The sequence below is a fragment of the Streptomyces sp. 8N616 genome (genome assembly GCF_052246385.1).
Classification (GTDB): Bacteria; Actinomycetota; Actinomycetes; order Streptomycetales; family Streptomycetaceae; genus Streptomyces.
Map to the genome: position 1 here is coordinate 1 of NZ_JBQQBY010000032.1, position 21,400 is coordinate 21,400.

At 73.3% G+C, this 21,400-nt stretch carries 18 protein-coding genes; 6 read left to right on the forward strand and 12 right to left on the reverse strand.

Features of this window, described 5'->3' with window-relative positions:
• Nucleotides 1–56: 56 nt before the first annotated feature.
• Nucleotides 57–2,132, reverse strand: a complete 2,076-nt coding sequence (locus ACTWQC_RS26100; protein ID WP_443318241.1) for a hypothetical protein — start codon at nucleotides 2,130–2,132, stop codon at nucleotides 57–59.
• 771 nt (nucleotides 2,133–2,903) lie between these two features.
• Nucleotides 2,904–4,157 (reverse strand): phosphoribosylamine--glycine ligase, encoded by a 1,254-nt coding sequence (gene purD / locus ACTWQC_RS26105; protein WP_443318242.1) that lies wholly within the window; start codon nucleotides 4,155–4,157, stop codon nucleotides 2,904–2,906.
• Between the two features lie 642 nt (nucleotides 4,158–4,799).
• Here purD and ACTWQC_RS26110 point away from each other — a divergent pair.
• Nucleotides 4,800–5,540 carry an SLATT domain-containing protein gene (locus ACTWQC_RS26110; protein ID WP_443318243.1) on the forward strand — a complete coding sequence of 247 codons (741 nt, stop codon included), beginning with the start codon at nucleotides 4,800–4,802 and terminating at the stop codon, nucleotides 5,538–5,540.
• A gap of 99 nt (nucleotides 5,541–5,639) precedes the next feature.
• Here the strand turns inward: ACTWQC_RS26110 and ACTWQC_RS26115 are convergent, their stop codons facing one another.
• The 6 genes from ACTWQC_RS26115 to ACTWQC_RS26140 all read right to left on the reverse strand — a co-directional run bounded on the left by ACTWQC_RS26115 (nucleotide 5,640) and on the right by ACTWQC_RS26140 (nucleotide 12,473).
• Nucleotides 5,640–6,290, reverse strand: a complete 651-nt coding sequence (locus tag ACTWQC_RS26115; RefSeq protein ID WP_443318244.1) for a hypothetical protein — start codon at nucleotides 6,288–6,290, stop codon at nucleotides 5,640–5,642.
• A 109-nt stretch (nucleotides 6,291–6,399) separates the two neighbouring features.
• A complete protein-coding gene (locus ACTWQC_RS26120; protein ID WP_443318245.1) occupies nucleotides 6,400–8,340 on the reverse strand; it encodes a glycosyltransferase family 2 protein in 1,941 nt (646 codons plus the stop codon).
• Nucleotides 8,337–9,122: a dolichyl-phosphate beta-glucosyltransferase gene (locus ACTWQC_RS26125; RefSeq protein ID WP_443318246.1), complete on the reverse strand. Its 786-nt coding sequence runs from the start codon at nucleotides 9,120–9,122 to the stop codon at nucleotides 8,337–8,339. The genes ACTWQC_RS26120 and ACTWQC_RS26125 overlap by 4 nt, the downstream gene beginning before the upstream one ends.
• 113 nt (nucleotides 9,123–9,235) lie before the next feature.
• Nucleotides 9,236–9,949: a GntR family transcriptional regulator gene (locus ACTWQC_RS26130; protein WP_443318247.1), complete on the reverse strand. Its 714-nt coding sequence runs from the start codon at nucleotides 9,947–9,949 to the stop codon at nucleotides 9,236–9,238.
• A gap of 173 nt (nucleotides 9,950–10,122) precedes the next feature.
• Nucleotides 10,123–11,481: an aspartate aminotransferase family protein gene (locus ACTWQC_RS26135; RefSeq protein ID WP_443318248.1), complete on the reverse strand. Its 1,359-nt coding sequence runs from the start codon at nucleotides 11,479–11,481 to the stop codon at nucleotides 10,123–10,125.
• A 134-nt stretch (nucleotides 11,482–11,615) separates the two neighbouring features.
• On the reverse strand, nucleotides 11,616–12,473 hold the full coding sequence (locus tag ACTWQC_RS26140; protein ID WP_443318249.1) for an SDR family oxidoreductase: 858 nt from the start codon (nucleotides 12,471–12,473) through the stop codon (nucleotides 11,616–11,618).
• A 170-nt stretch (nucleotides 12,474–12,643) separates the two neighbouring features.
• On the opposite strand from ACTWQC_RS26140, the gene ACTWQC_RS26145 reads away from it, so the two are divergent.
• From ACTWQC_RS26145 to ACTWQC_RS26155, 3 genes are all read left to right on the forward strand, one after another.
• Nucleotides 12,644–14,626 (forward strand): protein kinase domain-containing protein, encoded by a 1,983-nt coding sequence (locus tag ACTWQC_RS26145; RefSeq protein ID WP_443318250.1) that lies wholly within the window; start codon nucleotides 12,644–12,646, stop codon nucleotides 14,624–14,626.
• A 222-nt stretch (nucleotides 14,627–14,848) separates the two neighbouring features.
• The gene (locus tag ACTWQC_RS26150) at nucleotides 14,849–15,481 is read left to right on the forward strand and encodes a DJ-1/PfpI family protein (protein ID WP_443318251.1); all 633 of its coding nucleotides are present in this window, start codon (nucleotides 14,849–14,851) and stop codon (nucleotides 15,479–15,481) included.
• A gap of 71 nt (nucleotides 15,482–15,552) precedes the next feature.
• Nucleotides 15,553–15,993: a MarR family winged helix-turn-helix transcriptional regulator gene (locus ACTWQC_RS26155; RefSeq protein ID WP_443318313.1), complete on the forward strand. Its 441-nt coding sequence runs from the start codon at nucleotides 15,553–15,555 to the stop codon at nucleotides 15,991–15,993.
• Nucleotides 15,994–16,018: 25 nt separating this feature from the next.
• Here ACTWQC_RS26155 and ACTWQC_RS26160 read toward each other — a convergent pair whose 3' ends face one another.
• Nucleotides 16,019–16,432 (reverse strand): ester cyclase, encoded by a 414-nt coding sequence (locus ACTWQC_RS26160; RefSeq protein ID WP_443318252.1) that lies wholly within the window; start codon nucleotides 16,430–16,432, stop codon nucleotides 16,019–16,021.
• A gap of 90 nt (nucleotides 16,433–16,522) precedes the next feature.
• On the opposite strand from ACTWQC_RS26160, the gene ACTWQC_RS26165 reads away from it, so the two are divergent.
• Nucleotides 16,523–17,149, forward strand: a complete 627-nt coding sequence (locus tag ACTWQC_RS26165) for a TetR/AcrR family transcriptional regulator (protein WP_443318253.1) — start codon at nucleotides 16,523–16,525, stop codon at nucleotides 17,147–17,149.
• Between the two features lie 132 nt (nucleotides 17,150–17,281).
• Here ACTWQC_RS26165 and ACTWQC_RS26170 read toward each other — a convergent pair whose 3' ends face one another.
• Nucleotides 17,282–18,142 carry an arylamine N-acetyltransferase family protein gene (locus ACTWQC_RS26170; RefSeq protein ID WP_443318254.1) on the reverse strand — a complete coding sequence of 287 codons (861 nt, stop codon included), beginning with the start codon at nucleotides 18,140–18,142 and terminating at the stop codon, nucleotides 17,282–17,284.
• 127 nt (nucleotides 18,143–18,269) lie between these two features.
• On the reverse strand, nucleotides 18,270–19,553 hold the full coding sequence (locus tag ACTWQC_RS26175; RefSeq protein ID WP_443318255.1) for an adenylosuccinate synthase: 1,284 nt from the start codon (nucleotides 19,551–19,553) through the stop codon (nucleotides 18,270–18,272).
• A 165-nt stretch (nucleotides 19,554–19,718) separates the two neighbouring features.
• On the opposite strand from ACTWQC_RS26175, the gene ACTWQC_RS26180 reads away from it, so the two are divergent.
• Nucleotides 19,719–20,663, forward strand: a complete 945-nt coding sequence (locus ACTWQC_RS26180; RefSeq protein ID WP_443318256.1) for a diacylglycerol kinase — start codon at nucleotides 19,719–19,721, stop codon at nucleotides 20,661–20,663.
• A 154-nt stretch (nucleotides 20,664–20,817) separates the two neighbouring features.
• Here ACTWQC_RS26180 and ACTWQC_RS26185 read toward each other — a convergent pair whose 3' ends face one another.
• Nucleotides 20,818–21,342, reverse strand: coding sequence for a GbsR/MarR family transcriptional regulator (locus tag ACTWQC_RS26185; RefSeq protein WP_443318257.1), 525 nt, complete (start codon nucleotides 21,340–21,342; stop codon nucleotides 20,818–20,820).
• Nucleotides 21,343–21,400: the final 58 nt, after the last annotated feature.

The window sequence follows — 21,400 nt, forward strand, 5'->3', positions numbered from 1 at the left end:
GGCGGGGGTAGGGATCGGGTGGGCTGGACCTGGGCCGACCGGGGCTCGGCTCAGCGCTAGACCAGGCGGACGGGCTTCTCCGGGCGTACGCCGGCGGCGGTGAGCCAGTCGCGGAGCGGTTCGGGGTCGCCGTCCTCGAGCAGGTTCAGCACGGGTGTGCCGAGGTCCGCACCGCGCTTACCCGCGACGAGCAGCACGGGCCCGTCCAGCCAGTCGAGACCGGGTGCGGCGCCTGCGGTGTCCACGGCCGCGCAGCAGACCATGGCGGTGATGTGGTCGGCGAGCAACTCCCGGCCCGTACGCGGGGCCTGTACGGGGAAGAGCGGGACGGACGCGGCCGTGTCGCTCCACAGGGCGGAGTCCGTGGCTTCGGTGTCATGCCCGTTGGCGCCCTCGGCTCCTTCGGCGCCTGACGCGCCTGGCGGGGCCGCGGCCGCGCGGGCGGCCGCCTCCTCGCGGGCCACTTCCTCGCTGAGCCGCGCGGCCAGCTTCTCCCCCAGCCGGACCCGGTCGGCGGACGCGAGCCGGTCGACCACGCGCGCGAGAGTCGGCGCCGCGGGCGGCTCGCCGCTGGGGGCGCTGGAACCGCTGGGGCTATTGGGGCTGCTGGAGGCACTGGGGCTGCTGCTGGGGCCGCTGGAGGCGACGTGCCCGGCCGGCGGGTTGGTCCGAGTAGCGGGGTCGGCCGGGTCGGGCTCCCGGGCGTCACCGGCCTCCGCGCCCAGGGCAGCACCCGTGGTCCCGGGGCTCCCGTTCAGGGCGGCCGGATCCGCCACATCGGCGGGTACCTCCCGCGTACGCGGTGGGGGCTCCGCCGCCCCGCCCGGGAGCGCGCCGGTGCCGGCGGGCCCGTTTGTCGGTTTCGAGGGATGCGACGGATTCGAGGGATTCGAGGGATTCGACGATGCGGTGGCGGCCGTTTCGGTGGGCCCGTGGGGCCGTGCGCGGGGCTGTGGGGGGAGTTCGTCGAGGATGCGGTGGAGACGGGCCGCCTCGCGGCGCCACTTGCGGTCCACGACTTCTTCCGGGTACGTCGCCCAGTCGACCGGGGACCAGTCCGGTCCAGGGGTCGCCGGGCCACCGTGGAAGAGGCGGGCGGCGAGCAGCGATGCCGCCTCGTCGACCAGGCCTGGCTCCTCAAGGAGGTCGCACGCGGGCCGCTCTCCGAGCCGAGTGGCGAAGCCCTCGGCGAGCCGGTCGCGGCGGGACAGCTCGGTGAGCGCCGACACCACGCCGGCGTCGAGGCGGGACGGCCAGCGCCCCATCCGCCAGGCGGGCAGCGCCACCCTGGTCAGCAGCCGGTCCCAGCCCGCGTAGGCCAGGCCGACCTGTTCCTGGGCGACGATCCGCAGGCCGTAGTCCACAGCCTGTGCACGGGCGGACGCGGCCGCGGCGACGCCCCGCTCCATCTCGGCCGCGTGGTCGCGGCAGCCGCGCAGGAGCAGCCGGGCGGTCCAGCCGACGAAGGCCAGGTGCGGGCGGCGGGCCGCGACGGCGACGGCGGCGTCCAGGCCCCGTACGAAGCGGCGGGCCGCCGCTATATCCGGGTGCGCGGAGGGCCCGGTCCCGGCGACGACTGGCGCGAGTATGGCCCGCAGCTCGGCCACCCGCATCCACCACATGAACGGCGACCCGATGACCAGGACCGGCGCTCCTTGCCCGCGCCGCTTGCCCTCGGCAGGAGCCGACCGGGCCTGACCCGCCGGGGTCGCCGCGGCCCCGCGGGCAGGCTCGGGCGGCTGCGCGGTCGCCGGGTGGGTGCGGTCCTCCAGCCAGCTGTCGCAGTCGGGGGTCAGCGCTATCGCCGACGGCGCGGGGACGTCGAGGCGGTCGGCGAGATCACGTACGAGGCGGTAGAGGTCCGGCGCGGCCTCCTCCGGGATCGGCACCGTGGGGCTGACCGCGGGCCTGGCCTTGACGACGACGGCCGCGATTGCCACGGCCAGCAGGAGTACGACGGCGGCCACCGCCACGAAGGTCCAGCGGACCGCGTCCCATCCGGAGCCGCCGATCCGGCCCGTGGCGTCGGCGACGAGCAGCACGACGGCGACTGCCGTGGGCAGCAGGGCGACGGCCAGCGCGGCCCCGCGCGTGCGCAGCACGGCGAGGGCGCCGGAGCGCGCGAAGTGCAAGCCCGGCTCGGCGCCGGACGGCTCGGAAACGATCGGAAGTCACCCCCTGCTGGCTTCTGGCTCACTGGCTACTGCCTCTTGCGGCTTGCCCGCTTTCCCCCACTGTGGCACCGGGCACCGACATCGCAATGCCGGTGGGCCAGTTGCCGGACGCGCGGCTGGACGTGCGGCCGGACATGCGGCGGAGACCGTGGGGCTCCGCCTGCGCGGAACCCTAGTTGGGGGGTTCGCGTGCGTCAGCCGTATGACGCAGCGGTCACTCGATGGAATGGCTTTGGTCAAAGCCGGTTCCGCTGCGCTTGGCCTTCGACGCGCCGAGGCGCCCGTCCGCCGCTGTCCGGAACCTGCGGCTCCAGCCCCAGTCGACACCCCACCGCGCCGCGGCCCGGATCCCGCTGACGCAAGGCGCGCAGCCCACGCCACGGCCGCCCGCCCGCCGCCGGCCAGGCAGCGCGGGGGGCGTTGCGCGAAGGCTGAGTGCGCCGCGGGGTCAGGCAGGCGCCAGCCGATCCGGCGCGCTCCACCGGGCCCGGCCCCCTGCACGGAATCTGCGGCTCCGGGTCCACTCGGCGACCCGCCGTCACCGCACCCGCCCCCGCTGACGCAGGGCGCGCAGCCCACCGCCGCGGCTGCCCGCCCGCCGCGGGCCGGGCGGCGCCGGGCTCCCACCGGGCTGCCGCGGCGCCGTGGCAGCCCGGCGGATGGGCCCGGGTGGCGGCGGGCATCGGCCCGGTTCCGCGCCTTTCGCGGCAGTTCCGGCGGGGCGCAGCGTCAGGACTCGGCGGCGGCTGCGGCGGCGATGTCGGTGCGGTGGTGGGAGTCGGCCAGATGGATGTGGGAGACCGCTTCGTAGGCGCGGGTGCGGGCCGTCGAGAGGTCGGGGCCCGTGGCCGTGACCGAGAGGACGCGGCCGCCCGCGCTCAGCACCTCGCCGGAGGCGCCCCGCTTGGTGCCCGCGTGCAGCACGTACGCGTGCTCGTCCTGCCGCGCGGCGTCCTCGAGGCCCTCGATCGGGTCGCCCGTGCGCGGCGTCCCCGGGTAGTTGTGGGAGGCGATGACGACCGTGACCGCCGCGCCGTCGCTCCAGCGGAGAGGCGGGAAAGTCGCGAGCGAGCCCGTCGCCGCGGCGTACAGCAGCCCCGACAGGGGCGTCTTGAGACGTGCGAGGACGACCTGGGTCTCCGGGTCGCCGAAGCGCGCGTTGAACTCGATGACCCGCACGCCCCGGGACGTGATCGCAAGACCGGCGTACAGCAGGCCGGAGAACGGGGTGCCGCGGCGGTGGAGCTCGTCCACGGTGGGCTGGAGGACGGTCTCCAGGACCTCGTCGGCCAGCTTCGGGTCCGCCCAGGGCAGCGGGGAGTACGCGCCCATGCCGCCGGTGTTCGGGCCCTGGTCGGCGTCGTAGGCCCGCTTGAAATCCTGGGCGGGCTGCAGCGGTACGACCGTCTCGCCGTCGGTCACGGCGAAGAGCGACACCTCTGGGCCGTCCAGGAACTCCTCGATGACCACGCGCTCGCACGCGCGCGCGTGCCGCCGGGCCATCTCCAGGTCGTCCGTGACGACGACGCCCTTGCCCGCCGCAAGGCCGTCGTCCTTGACGACGTACGGGGCCCCGAACGCGTCCAGGGCCTGGTCGATCTCCTCCGGGGTGGTGCAGACGTACGAGCGGGCGGTGGGGACGTTGGCCGCGGCCATGACGTCCTTGGCGAAGGCCTTGGAGCCCTCGAGCCGCGCCGCCTCGGCGGAGGGGCCGAAGACCGGGATGCCGCGGGCGCGGACGGCGTCCGCGACACCGGCGACGAGCGGCGCCTCGGGGCCCACGACCACCAGGTCGGCGGCGAGCTCGGCCGCGAGGCCGGCCACGGCGGGGCCGTCGAGCGCGTCCACGCGGTGCAGCTCGGCGACATCGGCGATGCCGGCGTTGCCGGGGGCGCAGTGGAGCGCGGTGACGTCGGGGTCGAGGGAGAGGGAGCGGCACAGGGCGTGTTCGCGGGCGCCGCCGCCGATGACGAGGACCTTCACGGGCTTCAGGGTAGACGCCCGCGCCCGCGTCGCGTCCGGCCGCCCCTCCGGGCCGCCCTCCCGGGCCCAGCCCGGACGCCCCGGCCCTGGGCGCTTCGCGCCGGATTTCTCACACGCCCGCCCCTGAACGGAGGGACGGGTGGGAATGCCGCGCGGCGGGCGAGGGGCCGGGACGCCCCGCAGCAGGCCCGGGGCGGGAAGGCCCCGCAGCAGACCCAGAGCGGGAGACACGGCAGGTCCGGGCCGGAAGACGCCGCGGGCGGGGCGGAGGATGCCGCGCGGCGGGTGAGGGGCTGCGGCGGGGCGGCCGGGCCTCCCCTAGGTAGTGATCAACAGGCGGTAGGTGTGGGGACACTCTTTCGAGTGAGGTTTCGGAGCTGCCTATACAGGAGGGCTCACCACTTCTGGGCGGAAATCTTGCGATCTTGGCCGCGAGGCCAGCCTTTCGGCGGTAGGAAGGAGGGCCGCGCAGCGCATCAGGCGTCACGTGGGTACCGCAGGCCGGAGGCCGGAGACCCCACGCGACGGCACCGCACCGCACGTCACAGCACCACCGCACCACCGCACCGCACAGCAACGGATCACATCGCGCCGCATCGGATCGGATTCGCATTGCATCGCCATCGCAGAGGGAGCACACGGGTGAGCCAGCCGGAGATGCAGCCCGAGGGGCCTCCTCGGGAGGAGGGCGGGAAGGGGCAGGGAGACCTGCTCGGTCGGCCCTTCCCGCTCGGCGACTGGGGCGAGCCCGCAGAGCGCCTCGAAGAGCTGTACCTGTGGGTCGAGAACCGGGCGCTCGGCACCGTCGACTGGTACCTCGCCGACCGTCAGTGGAAGCGGCGCGGGGCCCGGGCGCTGCGCCTCGCCACCGCCGTCACCGGCTCCGTGGGCGGCGCGCTGCCGCTGCTCGACCTGACCGGAGTCCTCGACGACGGAACCGGCTGGGGCTTCTTCGCCCTCCTCCTCGCCGCCGTGTGCACCGGCTCCGACCGCTTCTTCGGGCTGACGTCCGGCTGGATGCGCGACCTGGCGACGGCCCAGGCGGTGCAGCGGCGACTGGAGGCGCTGCAGTTCGACTGGGCGTCGGAGAGCGTACGGGAGGTGCTCGGCCCGACCGAGGGCACCGCGAGCGAGGCCGCCGAGCGCTGTCTGACCGTACTGCGGCGCTTCTCGGAGGACGTGTCGGAGCTCGTACGGTCCGAGACCGCGGACTGGATGGTGGAGTTCCGGGCGGGCCCGGCGCCGCTGGTCACCCAGTCGCTCGTGCCGTGGGTGGCGCGGCCCGAGCAGAACGGGCAGCCTCCGGTGAGCCGTCACCCCGTCCCGCCGCCCGGCGCCCGCCCCAACATGCCGCGCCAGCGGCCTCCCGAGTCCCCTCGCTGAGCCGAGTCCCCTCGCCTACCGAGTCCCCTCGCTGAGCTGGGGCCGCCCCCCGCCCCCCGCTCTCAGCCAGGACCCACTCTCCGCCCGGCCCTCCCGCTCTCAGCTGAAGACGATCATCGATCCCTGGCCCAGGCTGCGCGTCGCCGCCGCGTGCAGCCCCAGCCAGACGTGCCGCTCCCGCGCGTACGGGCTTTCGTCGTACGGGACCGTGGCCGCGGGCTCCTCCAGGGACGTGGGGCGGGCCGGCGCGGCGGGGGCCGCGGGCGGGTTGGACGGGTCGAGCCCGATCGACGGGGCCACCGCCTCCAGTTCGCGCAGCAGCCCGTTGCTGGACCCCAACGGACCGCCACCCGCCATGAGTTCCTCGTTCGTCAGCGGCTGCCCGAAGTCCACCGGCACGTACGCGCCCGCGTGGTCGTAGTGCCAGACCAGATGGGACTGCTGCGCCGTGGCCTCGAACATCTCCAGCAACTGCTCGTAGTCCCCGCCCAGTTCGTCGACCGGGGTCACGGGGAGCCCGCAGATCTGCAGCAGGTAGGCCCGGCGCAGGAAGTGCAGCGCGTCGTAGTCGAAACCGGCGACCGGGGCGACGTCGCCGGACAGGCCCGGCATGTAGCCGAAGACCGGAACGGGCGGCAGACCCGCGTCGTTCAGGGCCTGGTTGTAGGTCGCGAGTTCGTCGGCGAACGGATTGTCGGGGCTGTGGCACAGCACATCGACGAGGGGGACCAGCCACAGGTCACAGGCCACAGGCGCTCACTCTCGGTCGCTCTCTCGGTCGCTCGGTCCGTCGCGTTGGTGCGATCTTCGGGCCAGGGTAGTTGCCCCACGCACCCTGCGTCAGCCGGGCGTCCCACAGTCAGCCGACGTCCCACAGCCATGCGTCACCCACCGGCCGGCCCGGCTGCCCCAGCAGCCGCTCCAGGGTGATCCGCAGCGCCTGGTCGTTCGGCTGCCGCGCGAGCACCACCGCGCCGGCCCGCCAGAATCCGAGGTCCTTGCGGGCGGCCTGCTGCTGGTCGGGGCCGATATACGGGATGCGCCCCGAGTAGCGGACGTCGCGCAGGAGGTCGTTGGTGGGGCGGGGCGGGGCACCGTAGATGCCGAGCCGGTCGGGTCCCCAGGGCCCGTTGAAGTAGCCGCCGGGCAGCGGGAATCCGAAGTCCGCGTCGATCTGCCACTTCAGCGCACTCGCCTCGGCGGGCGACGGCAGCGGGACGGGTACGAGGGACTGGCCGGGTTCGACGTACGAGCGCCAGGTGCCGTCGGCGACGAGCCGGGGCACGGCGGGCCGCTCGACGGTCTCCAGCGGCTTGGGGGTGATGGGCAGCAGGGCCGCGCCGAGGGCCAGGCAGCCCGCCACCCGGATGACGAGGGCCCGGTGCCGCCGGTCCAGTTCCTCGCCCTCCCCACGCGCGCGTGTCTCGGCCGCCGACTCCGCGACCGTCGCCCACGCCAGAGCGAGCAGCATGCCGATCGCCGGGGCGCACACCATCGCGTACCGCGACTCGATGACCGACTCGAACAGCGGCAGCCGGTCGAAGACCCACCAGGGCCCGGGCGTGGTGGCGTCCGTCCCCGGCAGCGGGATCCGCGCGCCGAGCGACAGCAGCGCGGCGAAGGCGGCCGTCCAGGTCAGGGCGCGTACGGCGGCCCGGTCCCAGAGGACGACGGCGATGACGAGCAGCAGGGAGACCAGCGGCCAGCCGTAGAAGGCGTTCTGCTCGGTCGGGTTGAGGGCCAGCGCGGCGGCCCGGTCCGGGTCACCCGCGAGGGCGCGTGACGAGAACTCGACGAGCGCGCGGGGCGGGTTGCCCGTCGGGCCGTGCAGGATGCTCTTGTAGCTCTGGTCGCCGAAGAACTGCCAGTACAGCGGGTACGCGACCAGCGGCAGGCAGACCGCGGCGCCGACCGCGAGCCCGCGCAGCAGGGGCGGTACGGCGGCGCGCGCGACGGCCGGGCGCACGCACGCGTAGCCGACCGCGAAGGCGACCATGCCGGTCGCGGCGAGCAGCAGCGTCTCCTCGCCGAGGAAGATCTGCCAGGCGAGCAGCAGGCCGAGGACGGCACCGTCGCGTACGGCCCTGCGTCCCTGGGCGATCCGAAGCGCCCGGTCGATGATCAGCGGGATCACGAACAGCACCACCAGGTTGGGGTGGGCATTGGCGTGCGAGATCATCGGTGGCGCGAAGGCGCTGAAGGCACCGCCGAGGGCGGCGGCGCCCCGGTTCCCTGTGAGGTGCTTGCGGATCAGCCAGTACCAGGCGGTGGCGGTCGCCGCGAGGCCGCCGGTGAGGACGACGGCCCAGGTCACGGTCGGGCCGAAGAGAGCGGTGACGGGGGCGAGGGGGACGGAGAGCCCGAGCATGACGGTGTTGGCCATCAGGTTCACGCCCAGCGGGAAGTTCTGCAGGGTCGTGAAGAGCGGGCTGTCGGCGTGCAGGACGTTGTGCCCGGTGACCGCGAAGAACCACTCCCACTGGTTCTGGTCGCGCATGCTGTCGACGAGGTAGGCGCGGTCGAGGTCGGCCCACAGGTTGACGTACAGGAGGAGGGCGGCGAGGAGGTATCCGGCCGGTACGGCGAGGACGGCGGGGCGTATGCGCCGACGCCGGGGCCGGCCGGAGGTCGCGGCGGCCGATTCCGGCGCTCCCGGCGCTCCCGGCGCTCCCGGCGCTCCCGGCGCTCCCGGCGCTCCCGGCGCTCCCGGCGCTTCCGGCGCTTCTGCGCCCGTACGGTCCCTTCCGCCCCCGCGATCCGTACGGTCCGCCGGCTGCGTGGTGTTCGCGTCCGCCGTCACTTCGTCCTCGTTTCGCCCCGCAGGCGGACCCGCACGATCTCGGCCAGCACCTTGGCGTAGTCGAAGGGGCCGACCTTGGACCCCGGCTGGTGCGACCAGCGCACCGGGACCTCGGCTATCGGCCAGCCGTTGGCATGGAAGATCCGCAGTATCTCGACGTCGAAGCCCCAGCCGTCCGTACGGGCCAGAGCGAAGGCCCTGCGCGCCTTGTCGCCGTCGAAGAGCTTGAAGCCGCACTGGGTGTCGCGTATCCCGGGCACCGCCACCGCTTGGATGAGCCGGTTGCCCGCCTTGCCCAGCAGCTCGCGCAGCGCGTGCTGGCGGACCTCGATGCGCGCGCCGGGGCGGGCGCGGGAGCCGATCGCCGCGGCGTAGCCGTCGTCGAGGCGGTCGTGCAGCTGGGCCAACTCCTCGATGGGCGTGGCGGCGTCGGCGTCGCAGAACAGCACGCGGCGGCCGCGCGAGGCCCGGATCCCGATCCGTACGGCATGGCCCTTGCCGCGGTTGGCCGGGGCGCGCAGCAGCCGGATGCGGGGCTCGGCGGCCGCGGCCTCAGCGGCGACCTCCGCGGTGCGGTCGGTGGAGCCGTCGTCGACGACGATCAGCTCCCAGCGGCGGCCCGTGGTGCGCAGATAGCGGCACACCTCGTCCATGCCGGGACGCAGCCGCTGTTCCTCGTTGTAGGCCGGGATGACCACCGACAGGTCGATGACGGCTGTCTCCGCCTCGGCATGGGGCTGCGGCCTGGGCGCGGGCAGCGCCGCCCGGTGTACGGCGTCCATGCCTTGCCTTCCCCCTTCGTGGTCGACCGTGTGTACGGTACCGGCCCCCCGGCGGCCCGACCGGCGCCCGCTGGTTGTACGGGCCTTGGGCCGGGCCCGTTCGACGCCGGCGGTCAGCCGTCGTGCATCACCTTCTCGAGGAGCTGGAGCGCGTGGTCGTTATAGTCCGCGATCAGGCGCTGAACGGCGGCAGGGTCACGCTGCTCCACCGCGTCGACGAGCGCGTTGTGCCCGTTCCACAGCCGCCCCTTGAGGTCGGGCTCGCGGCGCAGATACGGCACGGCGAACGCCCAGCACTGCACGCGCAGACGGTCCAGGAAGTCGGAGATGTACGGGTTTCCGAGGAGGGAGCCGAGTTCGCGCCAGAACCGCAGGTCGTACCCGATGAGGATGTCCAGGTCCCCGGCCCTGGACGCCCGCGCGGCCTCCTCGGCCCTGCGCCGTACGGAGGCGAGGGCGCGGCCGGTCGGCCCCTGAAGGCGCTCGGGGTCGCTCCGGAAGATGCCGTCGATGACGAGGGCGCGGGCCTCGACCATGCTGCGGAAGTCGTCGAGGGTGAACGGGTGCACCTGGAAGCCGCGGTGGTGCTCCATGTCGACCAGGCCCTGGGCGGCGAGGTCGACGAGCGCCTCGCGGACGGGGGTGGCGGAGACGCCGTACTGGTCGGCGATCTCCTTGACGGTGACGTGCCGGCCGACCGGGAGGCGGCCGGCGAGGATCTCGTCCCGGAGCGCCTCGGCGATCTGCTGGCGCAGGGTGTTGCGGGTGACCGCGGAACGGTCTCCGCTGCCGCCGTGGTGGTCGCGGCCACTGCCCGTGCCCCGCATCCGACCGCCTCCTTCCGCGGGCCCGCAGGTGGGGGTCGGCCCGCGGGCACACCCTATGCGCTGCCGCGCCGGACGGCCCCTGGCACCGATGGCTGTTTGTGCCGCCGTTCCGCGGGGCGGACGAATGCCCACAAACCGATAGGGCGCCGCACTGAGGGCTCCGCCCCCCGAACTCAGGCCGTCGTGTGGGTGTCCGCCACCGACAGGGCCTCGTCCAGTATCGCCAGGCCCTCCTTGGCCTCGGCCTCGGTGACCGTGCAGGGCGGGACCACGTGCGTGCGGTTCATATTGACGAAGGGCCAGAGGCCCTTCGCCTTGCAGGCGGTGGCGAAGGCCGCCATGGGCGCGTTCGCCTCGCCCCCCGCGTTGTACGGGACCAGCGGCTCGTGGGTCTCCTTGTTCCTGACCAGGTCGAGCGCCCAGAAGACGCCGAGGCCGCGCACCTCGCCCACCGACGGGTGGCGCTCCGCGAGTTCGCGCAGGCCGGGGCCGAGGACCCGCTCGCCGATGCGGTCCGCGTTCTCGACGATCCGCTCCTCCTCCATCGCGTTGAGCGTCGCGACGGCCGAGGCGCAGGCCAGCGGGTGCCCCGAGTACGTCAGGCCGCCCGGGTACGGCCGCTGGTCGAAGGTCGCGGCGATCTCCGCGGAGATCGCGACGCCACCGAGCGGCACATAGCCGGAGTTGACGCCCTTGGCGAAGGTCAGCAGGTCGGGGACGACGCCGAAGTGGTCGGCGGCAAACCAGCGTCCCGTACGGCCGAAGCCCGCCATGACCTCGTCGAGGATGAAGACGATGCCGTGGCGGTCGCAGATCTCGCGGACCCCCGCGAGGTAGCCGGGCGGGGGCACGAGCACGCCCGCCGTGCCGACGATCGTCTCCAGGATGATCGCCGCGACCGTCTGCGGGCCTTCGAAGGCGATGGTCTGCTCGAGGTGGAGCAGCGCGCGCTCGCACTCCTCGGCCTCAGTCGTGGCGTGGAAGTTCGAGCGGTAGAGATGCGGACCCCAGAAGTGCACGACACCGGCCGAGGCGGTGTCGGAGGGCCAGCGGCGCGGGTCGCCGGTCAGGTTGATCGCGGCGGCGGTGGCCCCGTGATACGAGCGGTAGGCCGACAGCACCTTCTGACGGCCGGTGTGGAGGCGGGCCATCCGCACCGCGTTCTCGACCGCCTCCGCGCCGCCGTTGGTGAAGAAGATCTTGTCGAGGTCGCCGGGCGTGCGCTCGGCGATGAGGCGCGCGGCCTCGGACCGTACGTCCACGGCGAAGCCGGGCGCGATGGTGCACAGCCTGGCGGCCTGCTCCTGAATGGCGGCGACGACCTTCGGGTGCTGGTGGCCGATGTTGGTGTTGACCAGCTGGGAGGAGAAGTCGAGGTAGCGGTTGCCGTCGTAGTCCCAGAAGTACGAGCCTTCCGCACCGGCCACGGCCAGGGGGTCGATGAGTCCCTGCGCGGACCAGGAGTGGAAGACGTGGGCGCGGTCGGCGGCCTTGACGGCCTTCCCGGCCTGGGGATCTGCATGAGGGGTCATGCGGCTCAGCGTAAGGAGCGGCGTACCGCGGCCGACACCGTCATCGTGTATGGCTTCGGCCACGCCGCCCGGCACCCTGTCGGGTCGCCGGGCGGCCGTGGCCGCGCCGTTCGCCCCCCGCTCACACGGCGAACTCACACGGCGAAGCCGCCGTCCACCGCGATCGCCGCCCCGGTGATGTAGCGGCCCGCGGGCCCCGCGAGGTGGGAGACGGTCGCGGCGACGTCCGACGGGTGGCCGTAGCGGCCGAGGGCCGTGAAGCCGCGCTGCATCTCCGCGCTCGGGCCGTCGGCCGGGTTCATGTCGGTGTCGATCGGTCCGGGGTGAACCAGGTTGGACGTGATGCCCCGCTCCCCCAGCTCGCGGGCGAGGGACTTGGTGAGACCGGTCAGGGCGGACTTGCCGGTGGCGTAGAGGGAGCCGCCGGGGAAGGCGACACGCTCGGCCATGCAGCTGCCGATGCTGATGATCCTGCCGCCCTCGGTCATGTGCCGGGCCGCTGCCTGGGCGGCGACGAACGGCGCGCGGACGTTGACGTAGAGGACGCGGTCGACGTCGGCCGGGGTCAGGTCCTCAAGCGGTCCGAGCACCCCGGTTCCCGCGTTGTTGACGAGGATGTCCAGCCGCCCGAACTCCGCGGCCGCGGCGTCCACGGCCGCGCGGACCGCCGCCGGGTCCGCGCTGTCGGCCCGTACGGCCAGGGCCCTGCGCCCCATGGCCTTGACGCGGTCGACGACCGCGGCCGCCCGCTCCTCGGCCCGCTGGTACGTGATGGCGACGTCGGCGCCGTCCGCGGCGAGCCGGAGCGCCACCGCGGCGCCGATGCCGCGGCTGCCGCCGGTGACGAGCGCGGCCCGTCCGCCGAGGGCCGTGCCGGGGGCCGCGGCCACCGACCCGGCCCGGTCCGCCCGCTCGGTGAGGTCCGCCCGCTCGGTCAGGTCCGCCGGCCCGGTCAGTTCTGTGGTCAACTCGGTCTGATCTGCTGGAGACATGGCTCCATGCTCCTGGGGCACGGCGGCCCATTCCGGCGGAATCCGGACGTCGAGTTGGGGGCGCGGCCGACAACGTCACCAAGGTGCTACAGAACCGCCGGGGATGCCGTTTCGCAGGGGCTCTATCCTCTGTCGCACCGCAAACGGCGAAATCGGGGGAGACCACCGGCATGGAAGAGCTGCGAGCCGAGGATCCGCAATGGATCGGCGCGTACCGGCTGCTCGGCAGGCTGGGTTCCGGTGGCATGGGGTGCGTGTACCTGGCGCGGTCGGAGCGCGGCCGTACGGTCGCGGTCAAGCTCGTCCAGGCCGAGCTGGCCCGGCAGTCCGACTTCCGGCGGCGGTTCGCGCACGAGGTGGAGGCGGCGCAGCGGGTCGGCGGCCGGTGGACCGCGCCCGTGCTGGACGCCGACACCGAGGCGGACACCCCCTGGGTGGCCACCGGCTACATCGGCGGTCCCTCCCTGCAGTCCGTCGTCGCCGAGGACTTCGGGCCGCTGCCGGAGCACTCCGTACGCGTCCTGGCCGACGGCCTCGCGCACGCCCTCCGCGACATCCACGCCGCGGGCCTCGTCCACCGCGACCTCAAGCCCTCCAACATCCTGGTCACCATCGACGGGCCGCGCGTCATCGACTTCGGCATCGCGCGCGCCACGGAGACGCTCGCCGGGGGCGGTCTCACGATGACGGGCGCGGTCGTCGGATCGCCCGGCTTCATGTCGCCCGAGCAGGTGCGCGGCGAGCGCGTCACGACCGCGAGCGACCTCTTCTGCCTCGGCTCCGTGCTCGCGTTCGCGGCCACCGGGCGCCAGCCCTTCGGTACGGCCAACAGCGGTCTGCACGCGCTGATGTACCGCATAGCCCAGGAGGAGCCGGACCTGACGGGGCTGCCGGACGGGCTCATGGACCTGGTCCTCGGCTGCCTCGCCAAGGAGCCCGGGCAGCGGCTCACCGTCGACCAGGTGCTGGAGCGGACCGGCGGCGCGGCCGGGGCCGGGGCCAGTGACGAGCCGTGGCTGCCGGGCGGGCTGCTGGCCCGGCTCGGGCGGGACGCGCTGCAACTGCTGGAGACGGAGAACCCGCAGACCTCGCGGCTGGCCCGCACCGGAGCGGCCCAGGCCGCGCCCGCGACTCCGCCCCCTCTCGGAACGGCCGGTCCGGCTACGGGTCTTGGCCAGGCGCCGGGGGCGACGCCGAGCCCGGCACCCGGCGCGATACCCGGCGCGGCTCCCGGCGCGGCTCCCGGCGCGACACCCGGCGCGACACCCGGCGCGACACCCGGCTCAGCAGCCAGTCCGGCACCCGGCGGGGCGCCGCAGCCGTCCACCCCACCGCCACCAGCTGCCGCCTTCTCCACCCCTCCGCCCCCGGCCCCCGGCCCCTCCACCCCGCCGCCGCCCGCCGCGACCGCCCAGCCGTGGGGGAACGGGACCACCGCCGCGTTCGGCCCCGCGCCCGCACCCGCGCCTGGCCCCTCCCCGTACCAGCCGCAGCCCCGCCCGCCCGCCGTCTGGCAGCCGCTGCGCGGCCTGGCGACCGCGCTCTCGATCCTCCTCGCGCTCTCGCTCGTCTTCGCCCTCATCGACCTGCTCCTCAGCTTCTCGCTCTACGGGACCTACGAGCGCGGGCTCAGCTGGGAGATCGCCGACCGGAGGGACTCGGTCGACGCGGTGGGGATCTTCGGCGGTCTCACGTCCCTCACGGCCGTCGTGCTGTGGCTGGTCTGGTTCCGGCGCCTTGCGGTGAACACCGAGCTGATCGCCCCGGGCCGCCAGCGGTTCAGCCGCGGCTGGGCCGTCGGTTCCTGGTTCACGCCCATCGTGCAGCTGTGGTTCCCCAAGCAGATGGCGAACGACATCTGGAGCGCCGCGGTCCCCTCGCACCCCGTCCCAGGACCATACGGCGGGCCCGCCGCGGTCCCGTCCCGCTCGCTCCTCAACTGGTGGTGGGGGATGTACTGCACGATGTTCGTGACCGGCTTCCTCGCCACCCTCGTGGAGATCGCGGCCACGACGAACGACGACTACAAGGCCGCCACTGCCTGGACCATCCTGTCCGACTTCGCGGCGCTGATGGCCGGCATCCTCGCGCTCGCCGTCATCCAGCGGCTCACCTCCCTCCAGGAGCAGCGCGCCCCGCGCAGGCCGTACTGACCCTCCGGCCCTCCGGCCCTCCGGCCTTCCGGCCTTCCGGCCTTCCGGCCTTCCGGCCCTCCGGGGAACGCGCCGCTTTCCTCCCCTGATTGGCCCGCCTTCCCCCCGTCCTGCGCGGAGAAAAGCGGGCCGGCGTCGCCCGCGCGGTTGACAGCATGCTGCGTTCTTGACAGTATGCTGCCCATCGGGAGCCTGACCCGGCTCCCCGGAGGAGGAAGCGCCATGAACCGCAGGACCGTGCACGTGGCCGTCTACGACACCCTCGCCGACTGGGAGTTCGGTTACGCGACCGCCCACATCAACGACACGACGTACCACCGCGCCCCCAAGGCGCCCATCCCCGTCGCCACGGTCTCGGCGGACGGCGGGAAGCCCGTCACCACACTCGGCGGCGTGCGCATCCAGCCCGATCTCGCCCTCGACGACCTGCGGCCCGAGGACAGCGCGATGCTGATCCTGACCGGCGCCCAGCTGTGGCTCATCGGCGACGACCTCGCGCCCTTCGCCCGCAAGGCGCGGGAGTTCCTGGACGCCGGAGTGCCGGTCGCAGCGATCTGCGGGGCCACCGCGGGTCTGGCCCGCGAGGGCCTGTTCGACGACCGCGACCACACCAGCGCTGTCCCCGAGTACCTCGCCCCGCAGCCCGGCTATAAGGGGGCCGAGCGCTACCGCGACGCCGACGCGGTGAACGACCGCGGACTGATCACCGCGGGGCCGACCGAGCCCGTGGCCTTCGCCCGGGAGATCCTCGCGGAGCTGGACGTGATGGAACCGCACATTCTCGACGCCTGGTTCCGGCTGTACGGACACTCGGACGCCGCCGCCTTCCCCGTCCTGATGAGCGCCGCGGCGTGACGGACCAGCCCATGACCGAGCGGAAGGCGGCCGAACACGACGGCGCCCGGCGGGAGATGACCGAGCAGGAGATGACCGAGCAGGAGATGCTGTCCGGCGCGGCGCTCGGCGTGTTCCGGCTCAACGGCCAGTTCCTGTCGGCCGCCGAGCGCCTGGCCCGGCCGGCCGGGCTGACCGCCGCCTGGTGGCAGGTGCTCGGCGCCGTGCTGCGCGAGCCGCTCCCGGTGTCCGGCATCGCCCGCGCCATGGGCATCACCCGGCAGAGCGTGCAGCGCATCGCCGACCTCCTGGTCGGCAAGGGCCTCGCCGAGTACGTACCGAATCCGGCCCACCGCCGCGCCAAGCTGCTCCGCCCGACCGAGGAGGGCTACGCCGCCGTACAGCGCATCGGCCCGGCCCACGCGCAGCTCGCCAGGCGGCTGGCGGAGGAGCTGGGACCGGCCGGGTTCGCGGAGTCCGTACGGGTTCTGGAGCGGCTGTCGCGGGCGCTGGACGCCGTGGGGGAACCCTGAGTCCCGGCCCCTCCCGGGCGGCCGGCTAGCCGGCCTCGGCCTGCAGTTGCTGGAGCAGACCGAGCCGGTCTATGACGGCGTGCCGTTCGCTGATTCGGTCGCCCTTGAAGCGGAACAAGGCGAAAGCCTCCATACTCACCTGCCGACCGGTGGCCGCCATGCCCATCAGGTCGCCGGAGTGGATGGCCCGCATGCGCCAGCGCACCATGACCTGGTCGTCCTCGGCCACCATGTCCAGGATCTCGAAGGTCGGGCCGGTGTACGCGGCGTGCACTTGGCGAACAGCGTCCTTGAAGCCCTGCGGTCCGATGACGTTCTGGTGCGCGCCTTCGCTGGTGACGAAGTCCGGGGTGAACAGCTCGTCGGCCGCATCGAGGTCGCCGGCTTCGAGTGCCTTGTAGAGCCGTCGTACGGCGTCCTTGCGGGACTGGGTACTCATCAGGTCTCCCCCTCTGGTCCGGATTATTGAGTGATCCATCAGTAAGTTAACCTATTCCTGAGCGATTACTCAATAAGGCGGGACGAACACATGGCGGACACACGGCGGGGACGGCCCTCCACCGGAGTGCGGGAGGCGGTACTGAAGGCGACCGAAGAGGTGCTGGGCGAGGCGGGCTTGGCCCTGTCCACCAAGGAGATCGCGCGTCGAGCGGGCGTGGCGGAGTCGAGCATCTTCTACCACTTCGGCGACCGGCTGGGCTTGCTGCAGGCCGTCATCAGCCTGCACCTGCCGGTGTTCTCCGACGCCACCGTGGTGTTGGGGCGCCGTACGCCCAGCGGGGACCTGACGGCCGACCTGACGGCGGTGGTGACCGGTCTGGAGCGGTTCTATCTGCGCATCATGCCGATCCTGGGCGCCCTGCAGTCCGACAGCCGGCTGCGTGAACTGCTCGCGGAACGCGACGGCGAGGTGGGTCCGCACCTGGCGCTCCAGCCGGTCGCCGACCTTCTGAGCGCCGAACAATCGGCAGGGCGGGTACGGGACACACTGGACCCGACCGCGGGCGCCCTCCTGCTGATCGGCGCGGCCCACCAGCGAGCCCTGCACCGCTACCTGCTCGGCACCGCCGCCACGCGATTCCTGCCGCCTGTCGACACGGTGGCCCGGGCGTTGCTACCGGCCTTCGAACAAGAGGCGCGTATCGCACCACCATGATCCGCCACTCGTGATCAATTGACCGACAGACGCTAGCGGGGCCGCAGTCCGTCGAGGGTGATGTCGAGGAGCCGGCGCCAGTCGCCGCTGTTGGTGCGGATGAAAGCGCCGGCGGAACGCCGGCCAGGGCGCTCAGGGGCGCAGCATGGCGACGAGCCGCGCCGTATCCTCCGCCTCCAGCACGACCCCGAAGACCTCCTCCAGCGTCTTGGGGACCTCGCCCGGTCCGAGGTGCTGCACCTCGCCCGAGCCGTCGGGGCGCACGGTCGTCAGCACCGTCCCGTCCAGCTCGTAGCGGACGTCCGGGCGCATCCGCAGGGCGATCGCGCGGCCGACGAAGGGGGAGTCGGGGTGCGTGGAGACGTAGTGGTTGATCACCTCGTAGTCCACCGCGTAGCGCGGGTCGAGGGTGAAGCCGTGCAGATCGAACCAGCCGTCCTCGCGCAGCGTGTGCAGCACCCACTGCACCAGCCCGGGCGCGGGGTTCTGCCGCTCGAGGCGGTAGTGCCAGCCGCCGCGCGAGGCCTCGGCGCCGTCGAGGAGTTCGATCGGGCAGAGCGGGCTTCCGCCGAAGCCGACATCGGACAGCCACAGCCGCCCCGTGTCCGCGGTCTCGGCGGTCTCGACCTGGAGCAGCGCGTGTGTTGCGGGCCGGAGCTTGCCCGTGGCCATGCTGACGCGCGAGGCGAGCCCGGTGACGCCGAAGCCGAGCCGCTCCAGCGCTGCCGCGAAGAGCTTGGTGTGCTCGTAGCAGTAGCCGCCGCGCGGCCTGCGGACCATCTTGTCCTGGAGGGTGGCGACGTCGAGCGGGATCGGCCGCCCGAGCACGATCTCCAGGTTCTCGAAGGGGATGGTCGAGACGTGCGCGAAGTGCAGGGCGCGCAGGGTCTCGACCGTCGGGGCGAGGTCCCCGTCGAAGGCGATGCGGGCGAGGTAGGCGTCCAGGTCGAGCACCTCGCCGTCCCAGCCGAAGCCGGCGTCGGAGTGTTCCATGCCTACGACGCTAGAACCTCGACTTTGATTGATGTCAAACGCAACGCGCCCCGGCACGGACGGGCACCCGGCCGGGGCACGGGCGCGAACCTCGTCGGCTTTTGTCGGCTTCTTCCCCTGACCCGCCCTAGAGGAACGAGTTGATCTCGATGGTCTCGGTGCGGCCGGGGCCGACGCCGATCGCCGAGATCGGGGCGCCCGACAGCTCCTCCAGCGCCTTGACGTAGCCCTGGGCGTTCTTCGGCAGGTCGCTGAAGCTCTTGGCCTTGGTGATGTCCTCGGACCAGCCGGGCAGCATCTCGTAGACCGGCTTCGCGTGGTGGAAGTCGGTCTGGCTGTACGGCAGCTCCTCGACCCGCTTGCCCTCGATCTCGTACGCCACGCAGACCGGGATCTGCTCCCAGCCCGTGAGCACGTCGAGCTTGGTCAGGAAGAAGTCGGTGAGGCCGTTGACGCGGGTCGCGTAGCGGGCGATCACCGCGTCGAACCAGCCGCAGCGGCGGTCCCGGCCCGTCGTGACACCGCGCTCCCCGCCGATGCGGCGCAGTGCTTCGCCGTCCTCGTCGAACAGCTCCGTCGGGAAGGGGCCTGCGCCGACGCGGGTGGTGTAGGCCTTGAGGATCCCGATGACCCGGTTGATCTTGGTCGGGCCGACTCCGGCGCCCGTGCAGGCGCCGCCCGCCGTCGGGTTGGAGGAGGTCACGAAGGGGTACGTGCCGTGGTCGACGTCGAGCAGCGTGCCCTGGCCGCCTTCGAAGAGGACGACCTTGCCCTCGTCGAGCGCGTTGTTGAGGACGAGCGTGGTGTCGGCGACGTACGGCTTGATCTGCTCGGCATAGCCCAGCAGTTCCTCGACGATCTTCCCCGCCTCGATGGCGCGGCGGTTGTAGAGCTTCGCGAGGATCTGGTTCTTGAAGTCGAGGGCCGCGTCGACCTTCTGGGCCAGGATCGACTCGTCGTACAGGTCCTGGACGCGGATGCCGACGCGGTTGATCTTGTCGGCGTAGGTCGGGCCGATGCCGCGACCCGTGGTGCCGATCCTGCGCTTCCCGAGGAAGCGTTCCGTCACCTTGTCGATGGTGGTGTGATACGGCGTGATCAGGTGGGCGTTCCCGCTGACCAGGAGCTTGGACGTGTCGACGCCGCGCTCGTTCAGCCCGCTCAGCTCGGAGAGCAGGACCGCGGGGTCGACGACGACGCCGTTGCCGATGACCGGGGTGCACCCCGGCGAAAGGATTCCGGAAGGGAGCAGGTGCAGGGCATACTTCTGGTCGCCCACGACCACCGTGTGGCCGGCATTGTTGCCGCCCTGGTAGCGCACCACGTAGTCCACGGAACCGCCGAGCAGATCGGTGGCCTTTCCCTTGCCCTCATCACCCCACTGAGCACCGAGCAGCACAAGTGCGGGCACAGGCGTACACCCCTTCCGGGCGGGGCATGTCCAACGTGCCGGACGGCTCGCCGCAATGACGCGGCCGCCCGGGAGCCGTCGAAGCGGTGCCCCGGATAGACGAAGCCCCTGACGCAACAGCGACAGGGGCTCTTGCACCGAGAGATTACCTGAGGAAGGACCGAGGTGTCGGCTCCAGCACCCACCGAGCACCAGCTGCTCGTGGTCATCGACCCGACCGCCCGTCGTATCGACGGCGAGGCCGTGCGGATTGCGAAGGATGTGCTGTGCGCGGGCGCGACCGCGAAAATCTGCCTGCCGGAGGATCCGGAGGAGATGGCGCGGGCGCTGTCCCGCCGGGGCAGCCGCCGCCCTGTGGTGGTGGGCGATGACGCGGCGCTGCTGCGGATCGTCGCGCTGCTGCACCGGGAGCGGGCGCTGAGCGCTTCGGCGCTGGCGCTGGTCCCGGTGGGCGAGTCGGCCACGGAGGTGGCGCTCGCACGGGCCCTGGGGGTGCCGGCCGGGCCGGTGGAGGCGGCCCGTGCGGTGCTGGACGGGGTGGACCGGAAGCTGGACCTGCTGGTGGACGACAGCGATGGGATCGTGCTCGGGGGGCTGCGCATTCCGGCGGTTCCGGCCGCGCGAGGCGGAGGCGGGACCGGCGGGCGGGGGCGGTGGTGGGAGCCGGGGCTGCGGACCTGCCGCACGCTGGTGCGGTCCCTGACGGCGACGGGCCCGGACTCTTCGCCGTCCGTGGCCGGCGCACCGCCGGGCCAGAGCCGGGGCCAGGAGCAGCGGCCGGGCCAGCGGCCGGGCAGGGGTGAGCGCGGAGGGCACCGGCTGCGCGTCGAGGCGGACGGGGTGCTGCTGGCCGACCTCGACCAGCCGGTCGAGGCGGTGTCGGTGACGACCGCTGGGGCGCACTCGGACGACGACGGGCTCGCCCGGGTCGTCGTACAGCCCAGCGCGGAGGGTGGGGGAGGCGCTCCCCGTACTGCGCGGGCCCGCGCGGTCACGGTGTCGGGGCCGGACTTCCGCTACCACGCGGACACCCGGGTCGGCGGCCCGGTCCGCACGCGCACCTGGACCCTCCAGTCGGCCGCCTGGCGCCTGACGCTCCCCCGCGACTGACGTCCCGGCCGAAGCCGGGCTCCGCCAGGCCCGGCCGAGGGCCCGCGCCTACGGCGCGGCCTTGCCGCAGGGTCGCGAACGGCGCGCGGCCCGGCCGCGGGTGTCGCGAGCGCGCGACCCGGCCTCGGGGCGCGAACCGCGCGGCGCCGTTTGGCTACTGCGGCGTGGAGCGGCCGTCGTGGCGAGCGGATACGTGGGTGCGCCAGCGGTCCATGACTCCGAGCATCTCCTTCTGGAGGAACCCGAAGAACTCCGCCGTCTCGGCCACCCGCTCGCCCGCCGGCGTGCCGGACCCCAGCGACTCCACCCCGTCGCGCAGCAGCTTCTCCCACCGGGCGAGAAGCTGGTCGCGGCGCGTGAAGGTCTCGTACCAGAGCTCGTTGTGCAGCCGGTAGCGGTCCCGCCGCGATCCCGGCTCGCGCTCGCGGCCGACCATGTTGACCTGCGAGAGGTAGCGGACCGCGCCCGAGACCGCCGCAGGGCTGATCCGCAGCCGCTCCGCGAGCTCCGCCGAGGTCATCGTGCCCGAGTCCGAGGCGAGGAGCGCCGCGAAGACCCGGGCGGCCATGCGCTGCATGCCCGCGTCCGTCAGCTCCGCGGCGAAGCGCTCGATGAAGCGGGACACCGCGTCGTCGTCCCGTTCGCGGCCGTTCTCCACTGTTTCGCCCGTATCGCCCATCGCTTCGTCATCTCCCCTGCTCAGAACGCCGACCGGAGCCCGAGGACCAATTTATAGC